Origin of the sequence: Lacticaseibacillus jixiensis, assembly GCF_042847315.1 — a bacterium.
Lineage (GTDB): Bacteria > Bacillota > Bacilli > Lactobacillales > Lactobacillaceae > Lacticaseibacillus > Lacticaseibacillus jixiensis.
Genome location: NZ_BAAFPR010000036.1, coordinates 1 through 20,258, shown reverse-complemented (window position 1 = coordinate 20,258; position 20,258 = coordinate 1). Strand labels below are relative to the sequence as shown.

21 protein-coding genes, 24 tRNA genes and 1 rRNA gene are annotated in these 20,258 nt (G+C 51.2%); 44 read left to right on the top strand and 2 right to left on the bottom strand.

Annotated elements, in window-relative coordinates:
* Positions 1 to 5: 5 nt before the first annotated feature.
* The 38 genes from rrf to ACGG90_RS14010 all read left to right on the top strand — a co-directional run bounded on the left by rrf (position 6) and on the right by ACGG90_RS14010 (position 12,366).
* Positions 6 to 122: ribosomal RNA gene (rrf, locus tag ACGG90_RS14195) — 5S ribosomal RNA — on the top strand.
* A gap of 6 nt (positions 123 to 128) precedes the next feature.
* Positions 129 to 201: transfer RNA gene (locus ACGG90_RS14190), tRNA-Val, on the top strand.
* 54 nt (positions 202 to 255) lie between these two features.
* Positions 256 to 328: transfer RNA gene (locus ACGG90_RS14185), tRNA-Thr, on the top strand.
* Between the two features lie 13 nt (positions 329 to 341).
* Positions 342 to 413, top strand: a tRNA-Gly gene (locus ACGG90_RS14180).
* Positions 414 to 439: 26 nt separating this feature from the next.
* Positions 440 to 513: transfer RNA gene (locus ACGG90_RS14175), tRNA-Arg, on the top strand.
* Positions 514 to 518: 5 nt separating this feature from the next.
* A tRNA-Pro gene (locus ACGG90_RS14170) sits at positions 519 to 592 on the top strand.
* A gap of 25 nt (positions 593 to 617) precedes the next feature.
* Positions 618 to 691: transfer RNA gene (locus ACGG90_RS14165), tRNA-Met, on the top strand.
* Positions 692 to 699: 8 nt separating this feature from the next.
* A tRNA-Ile gene (locus tag ACGG90_RS14160) sits at positions 700 to 773 on the top strand.
* Positions 774 to 816: 43 nt separating this feature from the next.
* A tRNA-Met gene (locus ACGG90_RS14155) sits at positions 817 to 890 on the top strand.
* 2 nt (positions 891 to 892) lie between these two features.
* Positions 893 to 966: transfer RNA gene (locus tag ACGG90_RS14150), tRNA-Asp, on the top strand.
* A 5-nt stretch (positions 967 to 971) separates the two neighbouring features.
* Positions 972 to 1,044: transfer RNA gene (locus ACGG90_RS14145), tRNA-Phe, on the top strand.
* Between the two features lie 17 nt (positions 1,045 to 1,061).
* Positions 1,062 to 1,132, top strand: a tRNA-Gly gene (locus tag ACGG90_RS14140).
* Positions 1,133 to 1,146: 14 nt separating this feature from the next.
* Positions 1,147 to 1,220 (top strand) — tRNA-Ile (locus ACGG90_RS14135).
* A 19-nt stretch (positions 1,221 to 1,239) separates the two neighbouring features.
* Positions 1,240 to 1,327 (top strand) — tRNA-Ser (locus tag ACGG90_RS14130).
* A 12-nt stretch (positions 1,328 to 1,339) separates the two neighbouring features.
* A tRNA-Glu gene (locus ACGG90_RS14125) sits at positions 1,340 to 1,411 on the top strand.
* A gap of 16 nt (positions 1,412 to 1,427) precedes the next feature.
* Positions 1,428 to 1,515, top strand: a tRNA-Ser gene (locus tag ACGG90_RS14120).
* Between the two features lie 12 nt (positions 1,516 to 1,527).
* A tRNA-Met gene (locus ACGG90_RS14115) sits at positions 1,528 to 1,601 on the top strand.
* A gap of 17 nt (positions 1,602 to 1,618) precedes the next feature.
* Positions 1,619 to 1,692: transfer RNA gene (locus ACGG90_RS14110), tRNA-Asp, on the top strand.
* A 5-nt stretch (positions 1,693 to 1,697) separates the two neighbouring features.
* Positions 1,698 to 1,770: transfer RNA gene (locus tag ACGG90_RS14105), tRNA-Phe, on the top strand.
* Positions 1,771 to 1,775: 5 nt separating this feature from the next.
* Positions 1,776 to 1,856, top strand: a tRNA-Tyr gene (locus ACGG90_RS14100).
* Between the two features lie 5 nt (positions 1,857 to 1,861).
* Positions 1,862 to 1,932, top strand: a tRNA-Trp gene (locus ACGG90_RS14095).
* Positions 1,933 to 1,946: 14 nt separating this feature from the next.
* A tRNA-His gene (locus ACGG90_RS14090) sits at positions 1,947 to 2,019 on the top strand.
* Between the two features lie 6 nt (positions 2,020 to 2,025).
* Positions 2,026 to 2,097 (top strand) — tRNA-Gln (locus ACGG90_RS14085).
* A gap of 28 nt (positions 2,098 to 2,125) precedes the next feature.
* Positions 2,126 to 2,197 (top strand) — tRNA-Cys (locus ACGG90_RS14080).
* Between the two features lie 47 nt (positions 2,198 to 2,244).
* Positions 2,245 to 2,329 (top strand) — tRNA-Leu (locus tag ACGG90_RS14075).
* A 296-nt stretch (positions 2,330 to 2,625) separates the two neighbouring features.
* A complete protein-coding gene (locus ACGG90_RS14070; RefSeq protein ID WP_390410413.1) occupies positions 2,626 to 3,069 on the top strand; it encodes a 3-hydroxyacyl-ACP dehydratase FabZ family protein in 444 nt (147 codons plus the stop codon).
* Positions 3,070 to 3,133: 64 nt separating this feature from the next.
* Positions 3,134 to 3,589: a MarR family winged helix-turn-helix transcriptional regulator gene (locus ACGG90_RS14065; RefSeq protein WP_390410411.1), complete on the top strand. Its 456-nt coding sequence runs from the start codon at positions 3,134 to 3,136 to the stop codon at positions 3,587 to 3,589.
* A gap of 12 nt (positions 3,590 to 3,601) precedes the next feature.
* Positions 3,602 to 4,501 (top strand): beta-ketoacyl-ACP synthase 3, encoded by a 900-nt coding sequence (locus ACGG90_RS14060; protein WP_390410410.1) that lies wholly within the window; start codon positions 3,602 to 3,604, stop codon positions 4,499 to 4,501.
* Between the two features lie 17 nt (positions 4,502 to 4,518).
* Positions 4,519 to 4,752 carry an acyl carrier protein gene (locus tag ACGG90_RS14055; protein WP_390410408.1) on the top strand — a complete coding sequence of 78 codons (234 nt, stop codon included), beginning with the start codon at positions 4,519 to 4,521 and terminating at the stop codon, positions 4,750 to 4,752.
* Positions 4,753 to 4,754: 2 nt separating this feature from the next.
* Complete coding sequence (locus ACGG90_RS14050) at positions 4,755 to 5,714, top strand: nitronate monooxygenase (protein ID WP_390410407.1); 960 nt, start codon at positions 4,755 to 4,757, stop codon at positions 5,712 to 5,714.
* Positions 5,711 to 6,574, top strand: coding sequence for an ACP S-malonyltransferase (locus tag ACGG90_RS14045; RefSeq protein WP_390410405.1), 864 nt, complete (start codon positions 5,711 to 5,713; stop codon positions 6,572 to 6,574). Before ACGG90_RS14050 ends, ACGG90_RS14045 begins: the two co-directional genes overlap by 4 nt.
* An 11-nt stretch (positions 6,575 to 6,585) precedes the next feature.
* Positions 6,586 to 7,314 (top strand): 3-oxoacyl-ACP reductase FabG, encoded by a 729-nt coding sequence (fabG, locus tag ACGG90_RS14040; protein ID WP_390410403.1) that lies wholly within the window; start codon positions 6,586 to 6,588, stop codon positions 7,312 to 7,314.
* A gap of 114 nt (positions 7,315 to 7,428) precedes the next feature.
* Complete coding sequence (gene fabF, locus ACGG90_RS14035) at positions 7,429 to 8,658, top strand: beta-ketoacyl-ACP synthase II (RefSeq protein ID WP_390410401.1); 1,230 nt, start codon at positions 7,429 to 7,431, stop codon at positions 8,656 to 8,658.
* Complete coding sequence (locus tag ACGG90_RS14030) at positions 8,651 to 9,055, top strand: acetyl-CoA carboxylase biotin carboxyl carrier protein (RefSeq protein ID WP_390410415.1); 405 nt, start codon at positions 8,651 to 8,653, stop codon at positions 9,053 to 9,055. The genes fabF and ACGG90_RS14030 overlap by 8 nt, the downstream gene beginning before the upstream one ends.
* On the top strand, positions 9,048 to 9,470 hold the full coding sequence (fabZ, locus tag ACGG90_RS14025) for a 3-hydroxyacyl-ACP dehydratase FabZ (RefSeq protein ID WP_390410400.1): 423 nt from the start codon (positions 9,048 to 9,050) through the stop codon (positions 9,468 to 9,470). Before ACGG90_RS14030 ends, fabZ begins: the two co-directional genes overlap by 8 nt.
* A gap of 8 nt (positions 9,471 to 9,478) precedes the next feature.
* The gene (locus ACGG90_RS14020) at positions 9,479 to 10,825 is read left to right on the top strand and encodes an acetyl-CoA carboxylase biotin carboxylase subunit (RefSeq protein ID WP_390410398.1); all 1,347 of its coding nucleotides are present in this window, start codon (positions 9,479 to 9,481) and stop codon (positions 10,823 to 10,825) included.
* The gene (locus ACGG90_RS14015; RefSeq protein ID WP_390410396.1) at positions 10,791 to 11,627 is read left to right on the top strand and encodes an acetyl-CoA carboxylase carboxyltransferase subunit beta; all 837 of its coding nucleotides are present in this window, start codon (positions 10,791 to 10,793) and stop codon (positions 11,625 to 11,627) included. Before ACGG90_RS14020 ends, ACGG90_RS14015 begins: the two co-directional genes overlap by 35 nt.
* On the top strand, positions 11,620 to 12,366 hold the full coding sequence (locus ACGG90_RS14010) for a carboxyl transferase domain-containing protein (protein WP_390410394.1): 747 nt from the start codon (positions 11,620 to 11,622) through the stop codon (positions 12,364 to 12,366). Before ACGG90_RS14015 ends, ACGG90_RS14010 begins: the two co-directional genes overlap by 8 nt.
* A gap of 81 nt (positions 12,367 to 12,447) precedes the next feature.
* Here the strand turns inward: ACGG90_RS14010 and ACGG90_RS14005 are convergent, their stop codons facing one another.
* The gene (locus tag ACGG90_RS14005) at positions 12,448 to 12,957 is read right to left on the bottom strand and encodes a hypothetical protein (RefSeq protein WP_390410392.1); all 510 of its coding nucleotides are present in this window, start codon (positions 12,955 to 12,957) and stop codon (positions 12,448 to 12,450) included.
* Between the two features lie 225 nt (positions 12,958 to 13,182).
* Between ACGG90_RS14005 and ACGG90_RS14000 the strand changes: the two genes are divergently transcribed.
* From ACGG90_RS14000 to ACGG90_RS13975, 6 genes are all read left to right on the top strand, one after another.
* Entirely contained in the window at positions 13,183 to 14,373 is a 1,191-nt protein-coding gene (locus tag ACGG90_RS14000; RefSeq protein WP_390410390.1) for a glycosyltransferase family 4 protein, read from the top strand.
* A gap of 2 nt (positions 14,374 to 14,375) precedes the next feature.
* Entirely contained in the window at positions 14,376 to 15,410 is a 1,035-nt protein-coding gene (locus ACGG90_RS13995) for a glycosyltransferase family 4 protein (RefSeq protein ID WP_390410389.1), read from the top strand.
* Positions 15,403 to 16,437 carry a lysylphosphatidylglycerol synthase transmembrane domain-containing protein gene (locus tag ACGG90_RS13990; RefSeq protein ID WP_390410388.1) on the top strand — a complete coding sequence of 345 codons (1,035 nt, stop codon included), beginning with the start codon at positions 15,403 to 15,405 and terminating at the stop codon, positions 16,435 to 16,437. Before ACGG90_RS13995 ends, ACGG90_RS13990 begins: the two co-directional genes overlap by 8 nt.
* A 77-nt stretch (positions 16,438 to 16,514) precedes the next feature.
* Complete coding sequence (locus ACGG90_RS13985; RefSeq protein ID WP_390410386.1) at positions 16,515 to 16,748, top strand: YkuJ family protein; 234 nt, start codon at positions 16,515 to 16,517, stop codon at positions 16,746 to 16,748.
* 313 nt (positions 16,749 to 17,061) lie between these two features.
* The gene (locus ACGG90_RS13980) at positions 17,062 to 19,170 is read left to right on the top strand and encodes an LTA synthase family protein (RefSeq protein ID WP_390410384.1); all 2,109 of its coding nucleotides are present in this window, start codon (positions 17,062 to 17,064) and stop codon (positions 19,168 to 19,170) included.
* 185 nt (positions 19,171 to 19,355) lie between these two features.
* Positions 19,356 to 19,820, top strand: coding sequence for a Fur family transcriptional regulator (locus ACGG90_RS13975; protein ID WP_390410382.1), 465 nt, complete (start codon positions 19,356 to 19,358; stop codon positions 19,818 to 19,820).
* A gap of 244 nt (positions 19,821 to 20,064) precedes the next feature.
* On the opposite strand, the gene ACGG90_RS13970 is transcribed toward ACGG90_RS13975, so the two are convergent.
* The coding region (locus ACGG90_RS13970; protein WP_390410381.1) for a hypothetical protein at positions 20,065 to 20,258 on the bottom strand (194 nt) is incomplete at its 5' end.

The following is a 20,258-nucleotide window of genomic DNA, read 5'->3' as shown; positions in this document are numbered from 1 at the left end:
TACAGTGTGGTGGCGATAGCGAGAAGGATACACCTGTTCCCATGCCGAACACAGAAGTTAAGCTTCTCTACGCCGAGAGTAGTTGGTGGGTGACTGCCTGCGAGGGTAGGAAGCCGCCACGCTGAATTGGAGGATTAGCTCAGTTGGGAGAGCGTCTGCCTTACAAGCAGAGGGTCATAGGTTCGAGCCCTATATCCTCCATTGGATCAAGCAATTGATCCTCCCAAAGTACTTAGCAGCACCGGTTGAGTCCATGCCGACTTAGCTCAGCTGGCAGAGCATCTGTCTTGTAAACAGAGGGTCGAAGGTTCGAATCCTTTAGTCGGCATTAATTGAATAATGCGGAAGTAGTTCAGTGGTAGAACATCACCTTGCCATGGTGGAGGTCGCGAGTTCGAATCTCGTCTTCCGCTTCGCTGAGAGATCAGTGAAAGCACATGCACCCATAGCGCAATTGGATAGAGTGTCTGACTACGAATCAGAAGGTTGTAGGTTCGACTCCTACTGGGTGCATTGTTCGGGAAATAGCTCAGCTTGGTAGAGCACCTGGTTTGGGACCAGGGGGTCGCAGGTTCGAATCCTGTTTTCCCGATTGAACATTCTTGTTCATGGAACATCGCGGTGTAGCTCAGCTGGCTAGAGCGTCCGGTTCATACCCGGGAGGTCGAGGGTTCGATCCCCCCCGCCGCGATAGAGCTTGGACCTTTAGCTCAGTTGGTTAGAGCAGACGGCTCATAACCGTCCGGTCGTAGGTTCGAGCCCTACAAGGTCCATCGGACCAGCCGTTGGACCGGCGCTTTATTAATTTAATATTATCGCGGGATGGAGCAGTCTGGTAGCTCGTCGGGCTCATAACCCGAAGGTCGTTGGTTCAAATCCAGCTCCCGCAATTGGTTCCATGGTCTAGTTGGTTAGGACGCCTGCCTGTCACGCAGGAGATCACGAGTTCGAGTCTCGTTGGAACCGGTGTCGGCTCGGTAGCTCAGTTGGTAGAGCAATGGATTGAAGCTCCATGTGTCGGCAGTTCGATTCTGTCCCGCGCCATAACCCGATACCGTAATGCGGGTGTAGTTTAGTGGTAAAACCACAGCCTTCCAAGCTGTTGTCGCGAGTTCGATTCTCGTCACCCGCTGGAATCTGTAATATGGGCCTATAGCTCAGCTGGTTAGAGCGCACGCCTGATAAGCGTGAGGTCGATGGTTCAAGTCCATTTAGGCCCATTAACTGAATAGTAATCATGGAGAAGTACTCAAGTGGCTGAAGAGGCGCCCCTGCTAAGGGTGTAGGTCGGGAAACTGGCGCGAGGGTTCAAATCCCTCCTTCTCCGTTATTATGTAATGGCCCGTTGGTCAAGTGGTTAAGACACCGCCCTTTCACGGCGGTAACATGAGTTCAAATCTCGTACGGGTCAGTTAAGCAGCACATATGGAGAATTACCCAAGTGGCTGAAGGGAACGGTCTTGAAAACCGTCAGGTGGGGAAACCCACGCGAGGGTTCGAATCCCTCATTCTCCTTATACACATTATCGCGGGATGGAGCAGTCTGGTAGCTCGTCGGGCTCATAACCCGAAGGTCGTTGGTTCAAATCCAGCTCCCGCAATTACAACTTAATATGTTGGTTCCATGGTCTAGTTGGTTAGGACGCCTGCCTGTCACGCAGGAGATCACGAGTTCGAGTCTCGTTGGAACCGTTAATGGCTCGGTAGCTCAGTTGGTAGAGCAATGGATTGAAGCTCCATGTGTCGGCGGTTCGATTCCGTCCCGCGCCATTTCTGGAGGATTAGCGAAGAGGCTAAACGCGACGGACTGTAAATCCGTTCCTTCGGGTTCCTAGGTTCGAATCCTAGATCCTCCATTTATAGGGATATAGTTTAAAGGTAGAACTACGGTCTCCAAAACCGTCAGTGTGGGTTCAATTCCTACTATCCCTGCTTTTAATATCATGGCGGTATTGGTGAAGTGGTTAACACACCGGTTTGTGGCACCGGCACACGTGGGTTCGATCCCCACATACCGCCCTTGATTGGGGTATAGCCAAGCGGTAAGGCAACGGACTTTGACTCCGTCATGCGCTGGTTCGAATCCAGCTACCCCAATTGCTCTTTTGGAGCAAATAGACATCCTGGCGGTGTAGCCAAGTGGTAAGGCAAAGGTCTGCAAAACCTCTATGCGTCGGTTCAAATCCGATCACCGCCTTTGCTTGCGGGTTACTCCAAAAGCGTGTATAATATAGTTCATGTCATGCCGGCGTGGCGGAATTGGCAGACGCGCTGGACTCAAAATCCAGTTCCCGTTGAGGGAGTATCGGTTCGACCCCGATCGCCGGTAGAAGTATTAACCGGAAGCTGCAAGACATGAAAACAGTAGTTAGGCATTGCTTAGGCAATGCTTTTTTTGTGTACCAAAGCAAGTGCTGCAGTGCCTGAGCTCAATATGGTTTTATACTGCGAATTGACAAGGCTTTCATCTTTTAATAAATATATTCATAATGGTATTCATAACCCTTGTCAGCTTTGATGTGAAACAGTTATGGAATATTTATCGCGAAAAAAAGGTTTGACATTCAAACCATTGGCGGTATACTTTGATCATCCAAGTAATTGTTGGATGTGGGAGGTGAATTTATGCAGATCTTGGATGGAAATGCGGTGCAGCAATTGATTCCGAATCGCTTTCCAATATTTTATGTTGATGAGGTGACCGCCTTAACACCTGACATCTCGGTGACTGTCCACAAATATTTGACACATGCCGAAGATCACCTCAACGGGTATGCGCCTGGTAAAGGACTGTTGGCCAATAGCCTGATGATCGAGATGATGGCTCAAGCGGCATCGGTGTTGATCTTAAACTCGCCGATTTTCGCTAATCAAACGGCTTACTTAGCAGCAATCAATGATGCCAAATTTCCGTTACCAGTCACGGCAGGCAGTTGTCTGGAGATCACAGTGACCATGGGTAAAGTCCGGGCTAATATGGGTACTGTGACTTGTGTGGCCAGGGTGGCTGGGCAAACTGTGGGAGAAGCGACGTTGCGCTTCGTCGTTCAAGCCAACGATGGCGCTTGACCCAGGCCTTCATTTGACTGATACTTTGAATATCAAATCAGTTGAATATGGAGGCCATGGGATAATGGCACAACGTCCGATCATGAAACGCATCAACACCAAATTAGAAAGAGTTTACCGCGATATCTTGCGCATTGAAGAAACCGAGTTGCGGCGCAGCCGTTTTTCGGACTTATCAATTTCGGAAATGCATACCATCGATGCTATTGGCTTACACGCCGCACCGACCTCGCGCACCGTGGCTGAACGCTTGCACGTGACGCAAGGAACATTAACTGTGGCCATCAAACATCTGGTGGTCAAAGGCTACGTCGAGCGGGTCCATGACCCAAAAGACGCCAGGGTGGTCAACTTGCAGCTCACCCGCAAAGGCCGTTTGATGTATCGTGCGCACCAAGCGTTTCATCAGCAGATGGTGGACAGTTTTGTTCAAGGCTTTGACGATCATGACATTCAATTGATCGAAGCGGCATTAGACAATCTGATGGCATTTATTCAAAAGCAAGACCAATCCAGGTAAAGGAGGAAGAATATGCGCATTGTCGCCACAGCTATGCAGGTCCCAAACCATCGCGTGACCAATGATGACTTAAGCCAAACGCTGGACACCTCAGATGAATGGATCAGCCAGCGTACCGGCATCAAAGCGCGACGCATCGCAACGCGTGAAACGACGTATTCGATGGGGTTGGCAGTGGCTCAAGACTTATTGACGCAAAGTGCGCTGCCGGCAACGGCACTGGATTTCATTATTGTTGCGACCATGAGCCCGGACCACTTAACGCCTGGCGAGGCCAACCGAATCCAAGGCAGCCTCAAGGCCACTAATGCCTATGCATTAACCGTGAATGTGGCTTGTGCAGGTTTTGTTTACGCCTTGCACCTGGCGGCTAACTTGCTCAACGGCTCAGCCAGTTGCGGGTTGGTGATCGCCAGCGAGACGTTGTCGCGCTTAGTCGATTGGCAAGATCGCAAAACTGCCGTCTTGTTCGGCGATGGGGCTGGCGGGGTCTTGGTCCAAGCGGATGGGCAGCCTTTGCCGCCAGTGGACTTGCACAGTTTCGGAGATAATAGCCAGCAGCTGCAAGTTGGGGCGGGGTGTGATCGACCATTCTTCGCCATGGATGGGCAGGCAGTTTATCAATTTGCCTTACGCGAAGTGGTGGCGTCGTTGAAGCGGATGCCGCCAGCAGATGTTTACTTATTGCACCAAGCCAACGCGCGAATGCTCACGGCTATCGCCAAACGCCTGAAGTTAATGCCGGCACAAATGCCGCACAATATGGCAGAATATGGCAACACCAGTGCCGCCAGCATTGCGATCTTATTGCATGAATGTATCGCCGACTCACGGGTGGTTCGCGGTCAGAAGCTGCTGTTATGCGGCTTTGGCGGGGGACTGGCAGTCGGCAGTATCTTATTGACCTACTAGAAAAAGGAGCGTAACTCATGAATAACACCGAAATCTTTACCAAAGTCCAAGCCATTATCGCTGACCAATTGGATCAACCAATTGAAGCAGTCAAGTTAAACACGAATTTCAAAAACGACTTAGATGCTGATAGCCTGGATATTTTTGAAATCATCAATGAAATCGAAGACGCCTTTGAAGTCACGATCGACACGGATGAAAACATTCAAACAGTCCAAGATCTGGTCAGCTTCATTTCAAAGGCGGCGTAGTTATGGAGCCGATGTTACGCAAGCTCGGCTTGCGCTATCCCCTTTTTCAAGGGGGGATGGCTTGGGTGGCGACCGGGCATTTAGCAGCGGCGGTGTCTGAGGCTGGCGGCCTGGGCATCATCGGTGCCGGCCACGCGCCTGCCGCTTATGTCAAAGAACAGATTGCCATTGCCAAAGCTCACACCAATAAGCCTTTCGGGGTGAATGTGATGTTACTGTCACCATACGTGGCTGAGGTGATCGAAGTCGTGGCTGCTGCTCAAGTCGCCGTAGTAACCACTGGGGCCGGCGATCCAAGCCGTTATCTTGACCAGCTGCAACAAGCCGGCAGCGTCGTTTTGCCGGTGGTGCCATCGGTGGCGTTGGCTTCGCGTATGGCCCGCAGCGGGGTGGATGGCGTGATCGCTGAAGGCATGGAGTCTGGTGGCCATATCGGCGCGATGACCACCATGGCGTTGGTGCCACAAGTGGTTGATGCTATTGACTTGCCGGTGATCGCTGCTGGCGGGATCGCTGATGGGCGCGGTGTGGTGGCTGCGTTGGCCTTGGGGGCCAGTGGTGTGCAAATGGGCACGCGGTTCTTGGCCGCCAGTGAAACGCGGATCCATCCGCAATATCAACAAGCTGTCGTTGCGGCCAAAGACGTGGACACCTTGGTGACAGGCTTATATGTTGGACATGCGGCGCGTGTCTTGAAGAACCCGATGAGTCGCCAATATTTGCGCTTAGAGAAACAATTGGCGATTCAAGGCGGCGATATGTCAGCAGTTGAAGCCTTGGGCAACGGTTCGCTGAGGATCGCGGTACAAGAAGGCGATCCTCAGCGCGGTTCATTTATGGCCGGGCAAATCGCCGGGCTAGTGCATGAAGTCTTGCCTGCGCAAACGATTTTAGATAATATCATGCAAGAAGCGCAACAAGTGGTTGCCAGCGGCTTACAAGAACGGTTGGTGGCGCCATGACCACAGTGGTGATGTTTAACGGCCAAGGGGCTGAATTCGTCGGCATGGGGGCTTCTGACAGTAAAAATAGTTTGACGTTCAAAGAAACCATGCAGCAGGCTCAAGCCAGCTTGCCCTTTGATTTAATGGGGTATTTGTTTGGTGAATCGCCGCTGGTGCAACACCCAGATTTGCTGCAGCCGGCACTTGTGGCTTATGAGCTGGCAGTGTATCAAGCCAGCGGCATTCAAGCGGATGTGTTGATTGGGTTAAGCTTAGGCGAATATGCCGCTGTTTGTGCCGCCAGAATGGCTACGCTGGCTGAAATTATGCAAGTGACGCTGGTGCGCGGTCAAGCAATGGCCAAAGCCGCCTTACAAACGCCAGGACAAATGCTGGCGATCCAATTGCGCCAAGGACAAGAATTGCCGCCTTTGCCGGCTGGAATTTGGCAAGCCAATCGCAATGCGCCGACCCAAGTGGTGGTCGGCGGTCAAGCCGCTGCGCTGGATGCTTTTGCTGCCGAGTTGAAGCAGGCTAAGCTGCGGCATTTGCCGCTTGAAGTCGCTGGGGCGTTTCATACCCCGTTGATGCAATCGGCGCAACCGGCTTTGCATGAGGCCTTGCAGCAAGTTAACTGGCGATCCGGTCAGGCGACTTGGTCAACCACGGCCCAAGCGCCGTTTGTGCCGGAAACGATCACAGAAACGTTGACGGCGCAGTTGACGCATGGCACGGATTTTGCCCAAACGGTGGCCTTGCTAGCCGCCCAGGGGGCCACGGACTTCATTGAGATCAGTCCCAAGCCGATGTTGGCAAAACTGGTTTCGCGCCAGCTGCCTCAGGTGCATGTTGTGTCGTTAAGTGATCAAATGCTTTAACAGGAGGGTTTATGGAACTTACTGGAAAAACCGCGATCGTTACTGGCGCCAGTCGCGGCATTGGCGCGGCGGTGGCACTGCAGCTGGCAAAAGCCGGCACTAATGTGGTGTTAAACGCGCGGCATCAGCCGCCAGCACAATTGTTAGCCGAAATTGCTGCAACTGGCAGCCAATCGTTGGTGTATCTGGCACCAATCGAAGACCCAACAGCTGCTCAAGGTTTGATCGAAGCGACCCAAGCCCAATTTGGCAGGGTCGATGTGTTAGTCAACAATGCTGGCATTACCAAGGATCAATTGGCAGTGAGAATGACACCAGCGGCTTTTGCCGAGGTGGTCGAGGTGAACTTGATCGGCACGTATAATGTGACTCAACCGGCCTTTCAAGTCATGAATAAAGCCAGAAGCGGTGTGATCGTGAATTTGGCCAGTGTGGTGGGGCAAATCGGCAATATCGGTCAAGCCAATTATGCCGCCAGCAAAGCCGGCATTGTTGGCTTAACGAAAACCTTAGCCAAAGAAGGCGGCAGACGGCACATTCGCGTCAATGCGGTAGCCCCGGGGATGATCGACACGGCAATGACCCAAGGGTTAAGTGATGCGATCAAAGCCCAAATGTTGGCAACGATCCCCCTGCGGCGCTTCGGCACTCCGCAAGAAGTTGCTGAAGCGGTCCTGTTCTTGATCCACAACGAATACATGAACGGCCAAGTGCTGACCATCGACGGCGGGTTAACGTAATCTCAAAGCGGCGTCACAGCTTATCGCACTGTCGCGCTGCTTTGCACATGTAATGTGCAATAACGATAATACCAAGCGTTGCCAGGCGGTGACGCGAGGCGAGGAGGAAAGATAATGACACGAGTGGTTGTGACAGGCATGGGCACCGTAAACGCCTTAGGCAATGACTTGGCGGAAACAACCGCCAACATGCTGCAAGGTCGCTGTGGTCTTGCAGCGATCACGAAATTTGCCGCTGAAGCCACAGGAATCAGCGTGGCCGGTGAGGTTAAAGCATTTGACGTAACCAAGCGCGTCGCCAAGAAGTTAAGCAAACGCCTGGATCTGTTTACGCAATATGCGTTGTATAGCGCCATTGAAGCTGCGCAACAAGCACACCTAAGCGATGCGGTGGCACCTGAGCGCTTAGCAGTGATCTACGGATCTGGCATTGGCGGGTTGACCACCATCGAAGAACAAGTCACTAAGAAGAACGCCAAAGGCCCTAAACGCATTTCGCCGTTATTTGTGCCTATGGCGATCATCAACATGGCCGCCGGGGTCTTGGCAGAGCATTTTCAAGCCAAAGGCGAAAGCTATGCGGTGGTGACGGCGTGTGCGTCAGCAACTTCGGCGATTGGCCAAGCGATGCAATGTATCAAAAGCGGACGGGCTGATGTGGTGATCACCGGTGGGGCTGAAGCGTCGATCAATGAAATCGGTATCGGCGGCTTCGCGGCTTTAACAGCTTTGTCGCCAGCAGTGGATCCCAAACAAGCCAGCCTGCCTTTTGCCAAAACCCGCAGCGGCTTTGTGATGGGTGAAGGGGCCGGCACATTGATCTTGGAAGCAGAAGCACATGCCAAAGCGCGCGGTGCTAAGATCTTAGGCTATGTCGCAGGCTTTGGCGCAACGAGTGACGCTTATCATATGACCGCACCGGATCCTAGCGGCGAACAACCTGCCAATGCCATGCGTCAAGCAATCGCCGATGCGAATTTGACCCCAGAAGCGATCGGTTACATCAATGCGCATGGCACGGCGACAGTGGCGAATGACTTAATGGAAAGCACGGCTATTGCCAAGGTCTTTGGCGATCATGGCGTGTTGGTCAGCTCAACTAAAGGCATGACTGGGCATTTGTTAGGGGCCGCTGGAGCGGTAGAAGCAATCATGACTTTAGCCGCGTTGAATCTTGATACTTTGCCCATCAACTTAAGTGCTGAAGCGGATCCGGCTTGCTTAGTAAATTTAGTGACTGAACCGCAAACATTGCCTAAGACGCCTTTTGCTTTGAGTAATTCGTTTGGATTTGGCGGTCACAATGCAGTGTTAGTGCTAGGAGGTGCCCATGCATATGGATGAAGCGACGATCGCAACGTTGATCGATAAGCTTGAAGCCAGTCAGATCAGTGAATTAGATTACACCAATGGCGCCGTGCACTTGCACCTGACCAAAAGTCCCCAAGCCACCAGTGCGCCAGCTGCACCAAAACCCGCCCAGGCGGCGCAACAACCGAGTATCGATGCGCCATTAGTCGGAATTGTGTACCTGGCGCCGAAGCCTGATGAGCCGGTATATAAAGCCGTTGGCGACCATGTTTCGGCTGGGGAAGTGGTGTGTGTGATCGAATCGATGAAGATGCTGAATGAAGTCAAAAGTCCCATTAGCGGCGTGATCAAAGAATGTTTGGTGGCAGATGCCGCCTTGGTTGAATATCATCAGCCGCTATTTATTGTTGAGGAGGAAGCCGATGCTTGAAGCACAAGAAATCATGCAGATCCTGCCGCATCGTTACCCGATGTTGCTGGTTGATCGCGTGTTGACCTTAGAACCTGGCCAGCGGGCTGTGGGCGTGAAGAACGTCTCAGTTAATGAAGCCATTTTCCAAGGGCATTTTCCTAATAATCCGATTTTCCCAGGGGTCTTGCAAATCGAGGCCTTGGCGCAAACCGGCGCAGTAGCCTTGTTGAGCTTGCCGGAAAATCATGGCAAAACTGCTTTTCTTGGCGGCATCACCAAGGCGAAGTTTCGGCATATGGTGCGCCCAGGGGATGTGTTGCGCTTGGAAGTGGATTTAGATAAGGTGGCAAACGGCATCGGGCGCGGCAAAGGCAAAGCGTATATCGGCGAAGATCTGGCGTGTGCTGCCGAGCTGGTATTTGCCTTACAATAGGGGGCGCCATGTTTAACAAAATTTTCGTGGCTAACCGTGGTGAAATTGCGGTGCGCTTGATCCAAGTGATCCATGAGCTTGGGGCTAGTGCCATCGTTGGCTATGCGGAGCCGGATGTTGACAGTTTGGCAGTGGCGTTAGCCGATACGGCAGTGTGCATTGGGCCGGGTCCGGCGGCGCAGTCATATTTGAACATGCAAAACATCTTGGCAGCAGCAGTGCTTACCGGGGCAGAAGCGATCCATCCCGGATTTGGCTTCTTATCTGAAAATAGTGATTTTGCCGAGCTTTGCGAGCAAGCCGGAATCGTATTTATTGGACCAAGTGCTTTGACAATCAAACAACTTGGCGATAAGGCTCAAGCTCGTGCATTAGCTGCCAAATTCGCGGTGCCGGTGATCCCAGGCAGTGAGGCGTTACATGAATTGGCGCAAGCCCAGATTGCTGCAGGCCAAATCGGCTACCCGCTAATGCTTAAAGCCGCAGCTGGCGGTGGGGGCAAAGGGATCCGCAAGATCGCAGATGAAGCAGCCTTAAGTGCTTTGTGGCAGCCGGCTCAGCAAGAAGCGATGGCTGCGTTTGCGGATGACAGCATGTATTTAGAGAAAGTCCTGACAGCCGCCAAGCATATTGAAGTGCAAGTGTTAGGCGATCAAGCCGGCCATGTGTGGGTTTTCCCTGAGCGCGATTGTTCATTGCAAAAGGCCAAACAAAAGCTGATCGAAATCAGCCCCTGTCTGCAATTATCACCTGCCAGACGCAAGCAGCTCCAAGCTTATGCCCAGCGTTTGGCGCAAGGAGTCGGTTATGTGAATGCTGGTACCATCGAATTCTTGGTGGATGAAGCAGGGGTGTATTTCATGGAAATGAACACGCGCATCCAAGTGGAGCACCCCATCAGCGAATGTGTCACCGGCGTGGATCTGTTACGCTGGCAGATCATGATCGCCGCCGGTATGCCATTGACCCAAGGTGATCGGGTGTTGCCAGCGCAAGGCGTGGCGATCGAATGTCGAATCAATGCGCAAGCCAATGGCGCGCGTGATCAAATTACCCAAATTCGTTGGCCTTTAGGCGGCGCTGGGGTGCGCATCGATACTGGTATCAAAGTCGGCACGCGCTTGAGCCCATATTATGATGCGATGTTGGCCAAATTGATCGTGCATGCAGATTCTGCGCCGCTCGCCTGGCAGCGCATGCAGCGTGCGTTAAAGGAGTTCAAGATCCAAGGGGTGACAACAAATGTCGCCGCTCAGTTAAATTTGATCGCTAAGCCCACGGTGCAAACCGGTGCGGCGACGATCACTTATGTGGAGGATAATGATGCTCAAACCACAACAAACAGCCTTAGATGAAGCGACCTTAAAGCGCGCCCAAGCGATTCCTGAAGGTTTGTGGCGCACTTGTCCCAGCTGTCATACCAGCGCCTACCGCGGCCGTTTTGGCGCAGAATTAGTTTGTCCGCATTGCGGTTATGGCCTGCGTTTGAGTGCCCAAGCGCGGATCGCACAGCTTTGCGATAGTTTCGAGCCTTGGGATGAAGAGCTGAACTTAGCGGCAGTTGATTTTCCTGGCTATGCGCATAAGCGTGCCCAAGCAGCAGCTGCTACCACCAGCAGCGAAAGTGTGTGCTGCGGACTGGCCAAAATCGGCGAGTCGACTTGTGCCTTGGCGGTGATGGACAGTTATTACATGATGGGTTCGCTTGGCCAAGTGGCAGGCGAACGTTTGTGTCGGTTGTTTGAACGTGCGACTGTGCAGCGCTTGGCGGTGGTGGTCGTGGCTACCAGCGGCGGTGCGCGGATGCAAGAAGGCATCAAGTCGCTGATGCAAATGGCCAAGATCTCAGCTGCAGTGGCGCAACATGCGCAAGCGGCTTTACCGTATTTTGTCGTGTTAAGTGATCCGACAATGGGCGGGGTGTGTGCAAGTTTTGCGATGCAAGGTGATGTGATCTTGGCCGAACCGCATGCGCGGGTGGGTTTTGCCGGCCGGCGGGTGATTGAAGCGACGCTGCATACCAAATTGCCTGCCAGTTTCCAACAAGCCGAACAAGTTCTGGCATGTGGCTTTATCGATGCCATTGTGCCGCGGGCGCAACTCAAAGCCCGCTTGGCGTGGCTATTGCAGCTGCACCAGGAGGTTGGCCATGTTTGAACAGGTCAAACAAGCCCGGGCTAATCGCTACCCGGCGCAACAATTGATCAACGGTATTTGTCGAGACTTCATGCAATTGCATGGTGATCGCGCGCATGGTGATGATCCGGCGATCATCGGCGGCATCGGGTGGCTTGAAACGATGCCGATCACGGTGATCGCCACCAACAAGGGGCAAACGCTGCCTGAGCGCCTAGCCACGCATGGCGGCAGCCCAGAGCCTTGGGGTTATCGCCAGGCGCTGCGCTTAATGAAGCAAGCCGAGAAGTTTCATCGGCCGATCTTAACTTTGATCGACACGCCAGGCGCTTATCCTGGCAAAGATGCTGAAGATAATGGGCAAGCTGCGGCGATTGCTGAGTTGTTAGTGACTGCAGCAACTTTGCAAACGCCAATGATCGCGGTGATCGTTGGTGAAGGGGGCAGCGGTGGGGCCTTGGCGTTAGCGTGTGGGGATGAAGTGTGGATGACCGCCGAAAGCATGTACGCGATTTTGTCTCCGGAAGGTTTTGCATCGATCTTGTTTAAAGATGTCACTAAAGCCGACCAAGCCGCAGCGCTGATGAAGTTAACGCCGCAAGAGTTGCTGGCGGCTGAAGTGATCGAAAAGGTGGTACCGACTGGTGATGAACTGGCAGCTGATTTGCAACACGCGTTGGGGCAAGAATTTGCCACCTTACAAGCACTGCCGATTGCGGAACTGTTGGCTAAGCGGCAGGCGCGTTTTCGTAAATTCTGATTGGTTGCAAGCACCACAAACGGCTATGGGCCGCATTCAAATATCGAATGTGGCGCATAGCCGTTTGTGGTTGTGCGTTGTTTATTGGGTCAAGGCTTGTAAGGCGCTGCTGAGTTGGCTGTAGTCGCCGGAATTTTGCAAGGTCTTGGCGGCTTGATAGACACCAGCATAATCGCCTGCGGCCAGTTTCTGGCGCAATGGATCGAAGGCCGGATCGCTGAAAATGGTGCTGGTCACTGTGCTGGCGGCGGTTGCAGGAACGCCGGCATTGACCAGCAGAGTTTTGGCGGTTTGTTGGTCATCGGCAGCCTTCATCAACGTCGCCATCTGGGTGTGATCAATGGCGTTGGTGACTTGATCGATCACTTGATCGGTGGCGGCATTACCAGTTTTCTGGGCGTTGAGTTGTTGTTTGAGGGCTGATTTAACGGCAGTGTCTGCTGGTGTGTCATTGCCGCTGAGGTTGCGATAGGTGTTGTTCAACTGAGGGAAGAAGTAAGCACCAAGTCCCACGATGAGCACCAAGCTCAATAACGTGATCACGATGCGTCTTCCCCAGTGTTTACGCTTCTTGTGTTGCATTCGTCGCATGGTGCACCTCCTTGATCGTATTATTTTCATTATCGCACAATTTGATTGTGATCTGGATCAAGGGCCAACAGCTTAAGGAATTGTTTAGCCTGGTAAATTGAGACTTCCGAATGATAGGCAAGTCGCTGCAGTCTGGTACAATGGCTAGTGAAGAGATTTTTGGCGCTAGGCTTGGCTTGTCGTATACTATAAGAGAATAAGCTGCCTACGTTTGGAGGAAGTCTGATGAACATCGGTATTTTTACAGATACGTATTTCCCACAGGTGTCTGGCGTGTCGACATCGATCAAAACGCTAAAAGATGACCTTGAGCGCAAGGGGCATACGGTATATATTTTCACCACCAGCGATCCGCATGTGCCAGATTCTGCTGTGGAACCGAATTTATTCCGGTTCACCAGCGTGCCGTTCGTGTCGTTTACAGATCGGCGCATCGCGGTGCGCGGATTGTTTCATGCCTATGCGGTGGCCAAAGAATTAAAGCTGGACATCGTGCATACGCAAACAGAATTCTCAATGGGGTATATTGGGAAATTCGTGGCGCGGCAATTGAAGATTCCGACGGTGCATACCTATCACACGATGTATGAAGACTATTTGCATTACGTGATGAATGGCCACTTGTTGCGGCCATATCATGTGCGCCAATTCATGCGCGCTTACTTATACCATGTCGCCGGCGTAATCTGCCCTAGTGAGCGCACTGCTGAGTCGTTAAATGGCTATGGCATCAAAACGCCTAAAGCAATCATTCCCACCGGGGTGGACTTGACGCAATTTCAAGCAGCCAAACGTCCGCATTTGCGCGAAGAGCTGGGTTTGGCTGACGTGCCGGTGTTATTGTCGTTAAGTCGGGTGGCTTACGAGAAACGCATCGACCGGGTTATTGCGGTAATGCCGCAGATCTTGGCGGCACAACCCAATGCGGTGTTGTTAGTGGTTGGTGATGGTCCGGCTAAAGCTGATTTGGAGACTCAAGCGCAAGCGCTAGGCTTAGGCCAACATGTGCGATTTATTGGTGAGGTGGATCATTCGGCAGTGCCGGATTATTATCGCTGTGCTGATGTGTTTGTTTCAGCGTCTGATTCAGAGTCTCAAGGGTTGACCTATATCGAAGCAATGGCCGCAGGTTGCAAAGTCGTGGCCTTGGCGGCAGAATACACCAACAACTTGTTGGATGATCCGGCGATCGGCACAACGTTTACCACAGATGCGCAAATGGGCGCTCAGGTACTGCGCTATTTAGCCCATCCGCAAGCCTTTGACGATCCGGCACCATTGAATGAGAAGCTGACGGCAATTTCAGCCGACACATTCGGGGATGCGGTGTTGGCGTTCTATGAACAAGCCATTGCGCAGAATGCTGAAATCACCACCACGACGGATGCAGATCAAGAGTATCAAGCAAAGGGGTAGCAATGATCGATATTCATATGTTCAGTTCAGCAGACAAAGTCGCAGGCCAAGGTGTCGGCGCCGTATACACTGAATTGATCGACTTGTTGAAGCGGTATTTTCCAAATGAGTTCAAGATCTCCATCAACAATTACCGGCCGAGTCTGGTGAGTCATTACCATACGATCGACCCGGCTTTTTTTGCGTCGACTTTCTCCAAAAAGCGCGGCCGCAAAATCGGCTATGTTCACTTCTTGCCAGATACCTTGGATCAAAGTCTGAGTCTGCCGCGCCCGGCACGCTGGACGTTGGATAAGTATGTGGTGCAATTCTATAAGCGCATGGATGTGTTGGTGGTGGTGAATCCAAATTTCATTCCGCGCTTAGCAGCATATGGCATCGATCCGCATAAGGTCGTGTATATTCCTAATTTTGTGTCGCGCAAGACCTTCTATCCTGAATCTGACGTCAATAAAGCCAGCTTGCGTCAGAAATATGGCGTTGGCCAGAAGGATTTCGTGGTGTTTGGCGCCGGGCAAGTGCAAGATCGCAAAGGCGTCGATGATTTCATTGCCTTAGCCAAGCGTAATCGCGACATGCGCTTCATTTGGGCTGGCGGCTTTTCGTTTGGGATGATCACCAATGGTTACGACCACTTGAAGTCAGCGGTGGCTAACGCGCCAGATAACTTGACGTTCACCGGGATCGTGCCGCGTGAAGAAATGGTGGATTACTACAACATCGCCGATGTGTTCTTGTTGCCGTCGTTTGAGGAACTCTTCCCCATGGCGGTGCTTGAAGCCTTCTCCACGCAAACACCGGTGATGGTGCGCGATTTGGCGTTATACGATGGCATCATCCGCCCGTATGCCATGATGGCCAAAGATGGTGCCGCCATGAATCAGCAGTTGCGGGCGTTGCGTGCGTCTGATGCGATGCAGCAAGATTACCAACACAAGAGTCGCTTGGCGGCAGAAGAATATTCGGAGGCCCGGCTGGCGCGGGTGTGGGAGAAATTCTACCGCGAACAAGCCACGCTGGCGTTAAGGCATGAATAAGAAAAATCAATTCGCCGTCTTCGTGATGGTGGCCATTGGCGTGGCGATCTTCGCCTTTGAAATGAAAGACCTGGATGTGCGGCAAGTGTGGCACACTTTGAATCACATGCAGCTGCAGTGGCTGGTGGTAGCGCTGGCGGTGATGCTGGCGTCTTGGCTGGTGGAAAGCGTGGTGGTCAAGACCTTCGTGGAACACCCTGGTGAACACTTGCCATTTCGCTCAGCGATGCGGGTGCCGTTGATCGAGCAGCTGTTCAATAATATCACCCCTTTTGCTTCAGGCGGACAGCCGGCGCAATTGGTGGCGCTGATGCAATCTGGTGTCGAAGGCGGGCGGGCCAGTTCGGTGTTGTTGATGAAGTTTGTGGTGTATCAGTTTATGGTGCTGATCAACTTCGTCTTGACGATCATTGTCGGCTTTCGGCGAGTGGCGACGCATTTTCAACCGCTGGCGTGGCTGATCGTGTTCGGGTTGGTGATCCATGTGGTTGTCATCATCGGCTTGTTATTGGTGATGTATCAATACCGCTTCACCAAGCGTTTGGTGCAACTGGCGGTCAAAGCCTGCGGGTGGTTTATCGGCCGGGTGCGGATGCAGAAGTGGCAATTGAAGATGGATCACAAAATCGATACCTTCTATGCTGAAAGCCTGCATCTCAAACAAGAAAAACAAAAGGTGTTGCGCGCCGCTGGGTTGACGTTGATCCAGTTGGTGTTGTACTACTCAGTGCCATATTTTGTCTTGTTGAGCTTTGGGCTGGGGCATGTGGATCTGGTCACGGTGATGGTGTCACATGTGATGATCGTCATGATCGTGTCATTGTTTCCGATTCCCGGCGGCACTGGCGGGGCAGAGTTGACGTTTAAGACCTTGTTTGCGCATTTTGTGGCGACCCCTGCGCAGCTGGTATTGGCGATGTTGTTATGGCGACTATTAACGTATTACTTGGGGATCGTATGCGGAATCTTGGCGCTGGCAGTGCCTGCCAAGCGCATGGATGCTCATGGAAACGCTAAAAAAGTTTGAGTTTCAGCTTTTTTCATGGTCACAGCAGGCCATTTTATGGTACGCTATCACAGAAGTACAGGAAGGGGGCCGTTGGTATGAAGAGCTCACAATTAGTTGCGATCATCAAGCGCCTTGAAGCGATGCAAGAAGCAACCGATGGCGACGTGCAGACGCGCCGCTTCGAGAAAGACGGTGTCGAAAAGGGCGAAGTGTCCTTTGACCCGAAGACAGAAACCTATACCCTAGAAGAAATGGATCATCACCAGAAATTTGATTTCGATGATATCGACCTAGTGGCGATGGAGATCTATGATCTCCTCGGGGACTAGTCTGATCCGCCTGCGTGCCGCTTCGGTGGTGCGTTTTTTTTTTGTGCCTAAAGCGGCGATAACGGCAAGCAAAAGGCGGTTTAAGCCACGCGGCAACACAGCTTATATGCTGCCGGGGGGCTTTGACAAGCTAGCCGAATTCCATTGCGCGATACCGCACAACACCGTGCCAGTTTGGGCTTGCTACCTTAAGATGTCCTTAAAAACCGGTCAATCACCTGCACCAAAATTGTCTTTTTCTAGACAAATGTGTAGACTAACGGGTGTGATATAATCAATCATTATTAACAACTTTAATCAGCGGAGGATCACGATGAAACTTATCGGCAGCAAGGTTCGAGCGTTTTTTAGCTCCCGACTCGGATTTTTTGTCCTTGCCATCGCCTTGTTTTGGGCGAAAACTTATTGGGCATACAACAATAAATTCAATCTTGGGGTGAAAGGCAGCATGCAAGAATTGCTGCTGGCGCTCAATCCAATCCCGACGACATTGTTGTTGTTTGGGATCGCCTTGTATTTGAGCGGACGCAAATCTTATATCGTGATGTTAGTAGTTGACGTCTTGACCAGTACCTGGTTGTTTGCCAACATCTTGTATTATCGAGAGTTTTCGGATTTTCTCACGTTTGCTTTGATCAAAGGTTCAGGGGCGGTTTCCAATAACTTGTCCAAAGGGGTTTTTGGAATCTTGCGGCCCAGTGATTGGCTGGTATTCTTGGATGTGGCGATTTTGATCGTCTTGTTGGCAACGCATTTGCTGCGCATGGACATTCGCCCGATCAAGAAGCGCTTTGCCGTTGGGGTGTCATTCTTGGCGGTGTTGTTGTTTGGCGCTAATTTGAGTATGGCGTATTCAGATCGTTCCGGACTTTTGACGCGGACTTTTGATAATAACTATATTGTTAAGTATCTCGGCCTAAATGCTTATACTGTTGTGGATGGGGTGAAAACCGCCCAAACCAGTGCGACTAAGGCCAATGCCAAAGCCAGCGATATCGACTCGGTGCTAAGTTACCTTAAGAACAATCACGTCACCCCTAACGCAGAATATGCCGGAGTGGCTAAAGGCAAGAATGTCTTCATTATCCACTTGGAGTCTTTCCAGCAGTTTCTGATCGACTTTAAGTGGGATGGCCAAGCAGTCACGCCTAACTTGAATAAGCTGTATCATCAATCGGATACCTTGAGTTTTGACAATTTCTTCAATCAAGTCGGCCAAGGTAAAACCGCAGATGCAGAAATGATGCTTGAAAACTCGTTGTTTGGCCTGCCTGAAGGCTCGGCGATGGTTTCTGATGGGACCACCAACACTTTCCAAGCCGCGCCTGCCATTATGGGCCAGAATGGCTACACCACCGCTGCTTTTCATGGGGATGTGCCAAGTTTCTGGAATCGCGACAATACCTATAAGTCGTGGGGTTATGATTATTGGTTCACCGAAGGCTATTTCCAATCAGGCAAGAATTATGATGTCGGGTATGGACTTAAAGACAAGATCTTCATGAAAGATTCTGCATCATACGTCGAACAGCTGCCGCAGCCGTTTTATGCCAAGCTGATCACCGTCACCAATCACTATCCGTATACCTTAGACAAACAGAACCAAACGATTGCCAAAACCGACACCGGCGATGATACGGTGGATGGCTACGTGCAAACTGCCAAATATTTGGACCAGTCTATCGGTGAATTTATGACTTGGCTGAAACAGTCTGGCTTAGAGAAGAATAGTATGGTGGTGTTCTATGGGGATCACTATGGCATCTCTGGCAACCATAAGAAGGCTGTGGCGAAGTTATTGGGCAAGAAGTCGTTTAACAACTTCGATAACGCTCAGTTCCAGCGCGTGCCGCTAATGATCCATATGCCAGGGCTTAAAGGCGGCATCAACCACACTTATGGTGGGGAAATCGACGTTTTACCGACCCTGTTGAACTTAGTGGGTATCGATGCGTCTAATTATGTCCAATTTGGTTCCGACTTGTTAAGCAGCCAGCACAGCCAAACCGTCGCCTTTAGAAACGGCGATTTTGTGACACCGCAGTATACTAAAGTCGGCAGTACCTACTACAACACGCAAACCGGCAAAGTCATCAAACGGTTATCAGCAGCCCAGAAGAAAGCCATTGATCAGTCCACCAATCAAGTCACGACGGAACTATCCTTATCAGATCGGGTGATGAATTCTGATTTGTTACGGTTCTATACCCCTAAAGGCTTTAGTAAAGTCGTGAAGTCCGATTATTCTTACAACAAGAAAACTGCCTTGGCAAAGTTGAAGAAAGCCCAGAAGAAAGGGACTTCGGTATTGAGCCAACACGATGGCAAGCCTGTGGAATATACAACGGATGCGCCTGAACTCAGCAAGGCTGACAGCAGCAGCTCAAGCTCTAGTTCCAGCAGTTCCAGCAGCAGTAAATGATCGTCAGTTGGGATCCCGTTAGCGGGGTCTTTTTTCTTCTCTAAGCGGGTTTAGGCTGGCGCAACATACTAACTGATGCAAGTGTTGGTTTTTGGCTGGTTAGCGCATAACGACACTTGTTTTTAGAAAGTATTCGCGCTATTCTTGCGTTAGGCAGTAACACGTCAATAAAGTAGGTGAAGACGATGCATCAAGTGTTTGACCAAACCATCCAAACCTTAAAGCACAAAGGCATCCGGGTGACACCGCAGCGGATCGCCATTATCCGTTTCATGATTGAAAGTACGGCACATCCAACAGCAGAGATGATCCATGCAGCATTGGTCAAAGATTTTCCCCATTTAAGTGTGGCAACTGTATACAATAATTTACGGCTGTTAGCCGATTTGGGTTTGATCGAAGAAATGAGCGTAGCCGATGCGGCAGTCCATTTTGACTTTGCTTTAACCCCGCATTACCACGCAGTGTGCACCAATTGCGGTAAGATCGTCGACTTTCATTACGATAAAGCGTTCGATGTGGAGAATGTCGCCGCTGGTAAAACGGGTTTCAAGGTTTCCGGCCACCATTTGGAAGTTTATGGATTATGCCCGGAATGTCAGCAACTGTTGAAACATCCGAACAATTCAGAACTAAATAACGTCAACTAACAGATAGTCCGAACATCGCGGCGCAGAATTCGCGAGATGATTCGGACTGTTTTCATCTCATGAAAAAGTTTCGATTTTCGGTTGACGATACTACCTGGAGTTGGTATGATATCAAAGTTGTCTTTTAGATAACACCGGCGTTTCCAAAGCGTCAGCAAAAAAACTTGTTGACAGTTTCAGAAAAGCTTGGTATGATTTAAAAGTTGTCGCGAGCAGTTATGAAGCGCTTCACCAAATGAACGCTTCAAAAAAGTTCTTGACAACGTGTGATAAGATATGATAAACTTAAACACGTTGGTTGTGTCTTACCGACAAGGTAGTCCTTTGAAAACTGAACAAAGTTTCGTAAATGTGATAGGGCTTTTCTTAAATGAAAAGAATTAAACATGAGCGAAGTCAATTCGCTAGTAAATCTCGGATCTAAAGCTTCGGCTTTAG

Bases quoted from the DNA above. Each gene is read 5' to 3' on its own strand.
- fabF (WP_390410401.1), top strand. From the start codon at position 7,429: ATGACACGAGTGGTTGTGACAGGCATGGGCACCGTAAACGCCTTAGGC.
- ACGG90_RS13990 (WP_390410388.1), top strand. From the start codon at position 15,403: ATGAATAAGAAAAATCAATTCGCCGTCTTCGTGATGGTGGCCATTGGC.
- ACGG90_RS14015 (WP_390410396.1), top strand. From the start codon at position 10,791: ATGATGCTCAAACCACAACAAACAGCCTTAGATGAAGCGACCTTAAAG.
- ACGG90_RS13975 (WP_390410382.1), top strand. From the start codon at position 19,356: ATGCATCAAGTGTTTGACCAAACCATCCAAACCTTAAAGCACAAAGGC.
- ACGG90_RS14010 (WP_390410394.1), top strand. From the start codon at position 11,620: ATGTTTGAACAGGTCAAACAAGCCCGGGCTAATCGCTACCCGGCGCAA.
- ACGG90_RS14005 (WP_390410392.1), bottom strand. From the start codon at position 12,957: ATGCGACGAATGCAACACAAGAAGCGTAAACACTGGGGAAGACGCATC.
- ACGG90_RS14000 (WP_390410390.1), top strand. From the start codon at position 13,183: ATGAACATCGGTATTTTTACAGATACGTATTTCCCACAGGTGTCTGGC.
- ACGG90_RS14030 (WP_390410415.1), top strand. From the start codon at position 8,651: ATGGATGAAGCGACGATCGCAACGTTGATCGATAAGCTTGAAGCCAGT.
- ACGG90_RS13995 (WP_390410389.1), top strand. From the start codon at position 14,376: ATGATCGATATTCATATGTTCAGTTCAGCAGACAAAGTCGCAGGCCAA.
- ACGG90_RS14020 (WP_390410398.1), top strand. From the start codon at position 9,479: ATGTTTAACAAAATTTTCGTGGCTAACCGTGGTGAAATTGCGGTGCGC.
- ACGG90_RS14050 (WP_390410407.1), top strand. From the start codon at position 4,755: ATGGAGCCGATGTTACGCAAGCTCGGCTTGCGCTATCCCCTTTTTCAA.
- ACGG90_RS14070 (WP_390410413.1), top strand. From the start codon at position 2,626: ATGCAGATCTTGGATGGAAATGCGGTGCAGCAATTGATTCCGAATCGC.
- ACGG90_RS13980 (WP_390410384.1), top strand. From the start codon at position 17,062: ATGAAACTTATCGGCAGCAAGGTTCGAGCGTTTTTTAGCTCCCGACTC.
- ACGG90_RS13985 (WP_390410386.1), top strand. From the start codon at position 16,515: ATGAAGAGCTCACAATTAGTTGCGATCATCAAGCGCCTTGAAGCGATG.
- ACGG90_RS14060 (WP_390410410.1), top strand. From the start codon at position 3,602: ATGCGCATTGTCGCCACAGCTATGCAGGTCCCAAACCATCGCGTGACC.
- fabZ (WP_390410400.1), top strand. From the start codon at position 9,048: ATGCTTGAAGCACAAGAAATCATGCAGATCCTGCCGCATCGTTACCCG.
- fabG (WP_390410403.1), top strand. From the start codon at position 6,586: ATGGAACTTACTGGAAAAACCGCGATCGTTACTGGCGCCAGTCGCGGC.
- ACGG90_RS14045 (WP_390410405.1), top strand. From the start codon at position 5,711: ATGACCACAGTGGTGATGTTTAACGGCCAAGGGGCTGAATTCGTCGGC.
- ACGG90_RS14055 (WP_390410408.1), top strand. From the start codon at position 4,519: ATGAATAACACCGAAATCTTTACCAAAGTCCAAGCCATTATCGCTGAC.
- ACGG90_RS14065 (WP_390410411.1), top strand. From the start codon at position 3,134: ATGGCACAACGTCCGATCATGAAACGCATCAACACCAAATTAGAAAGA.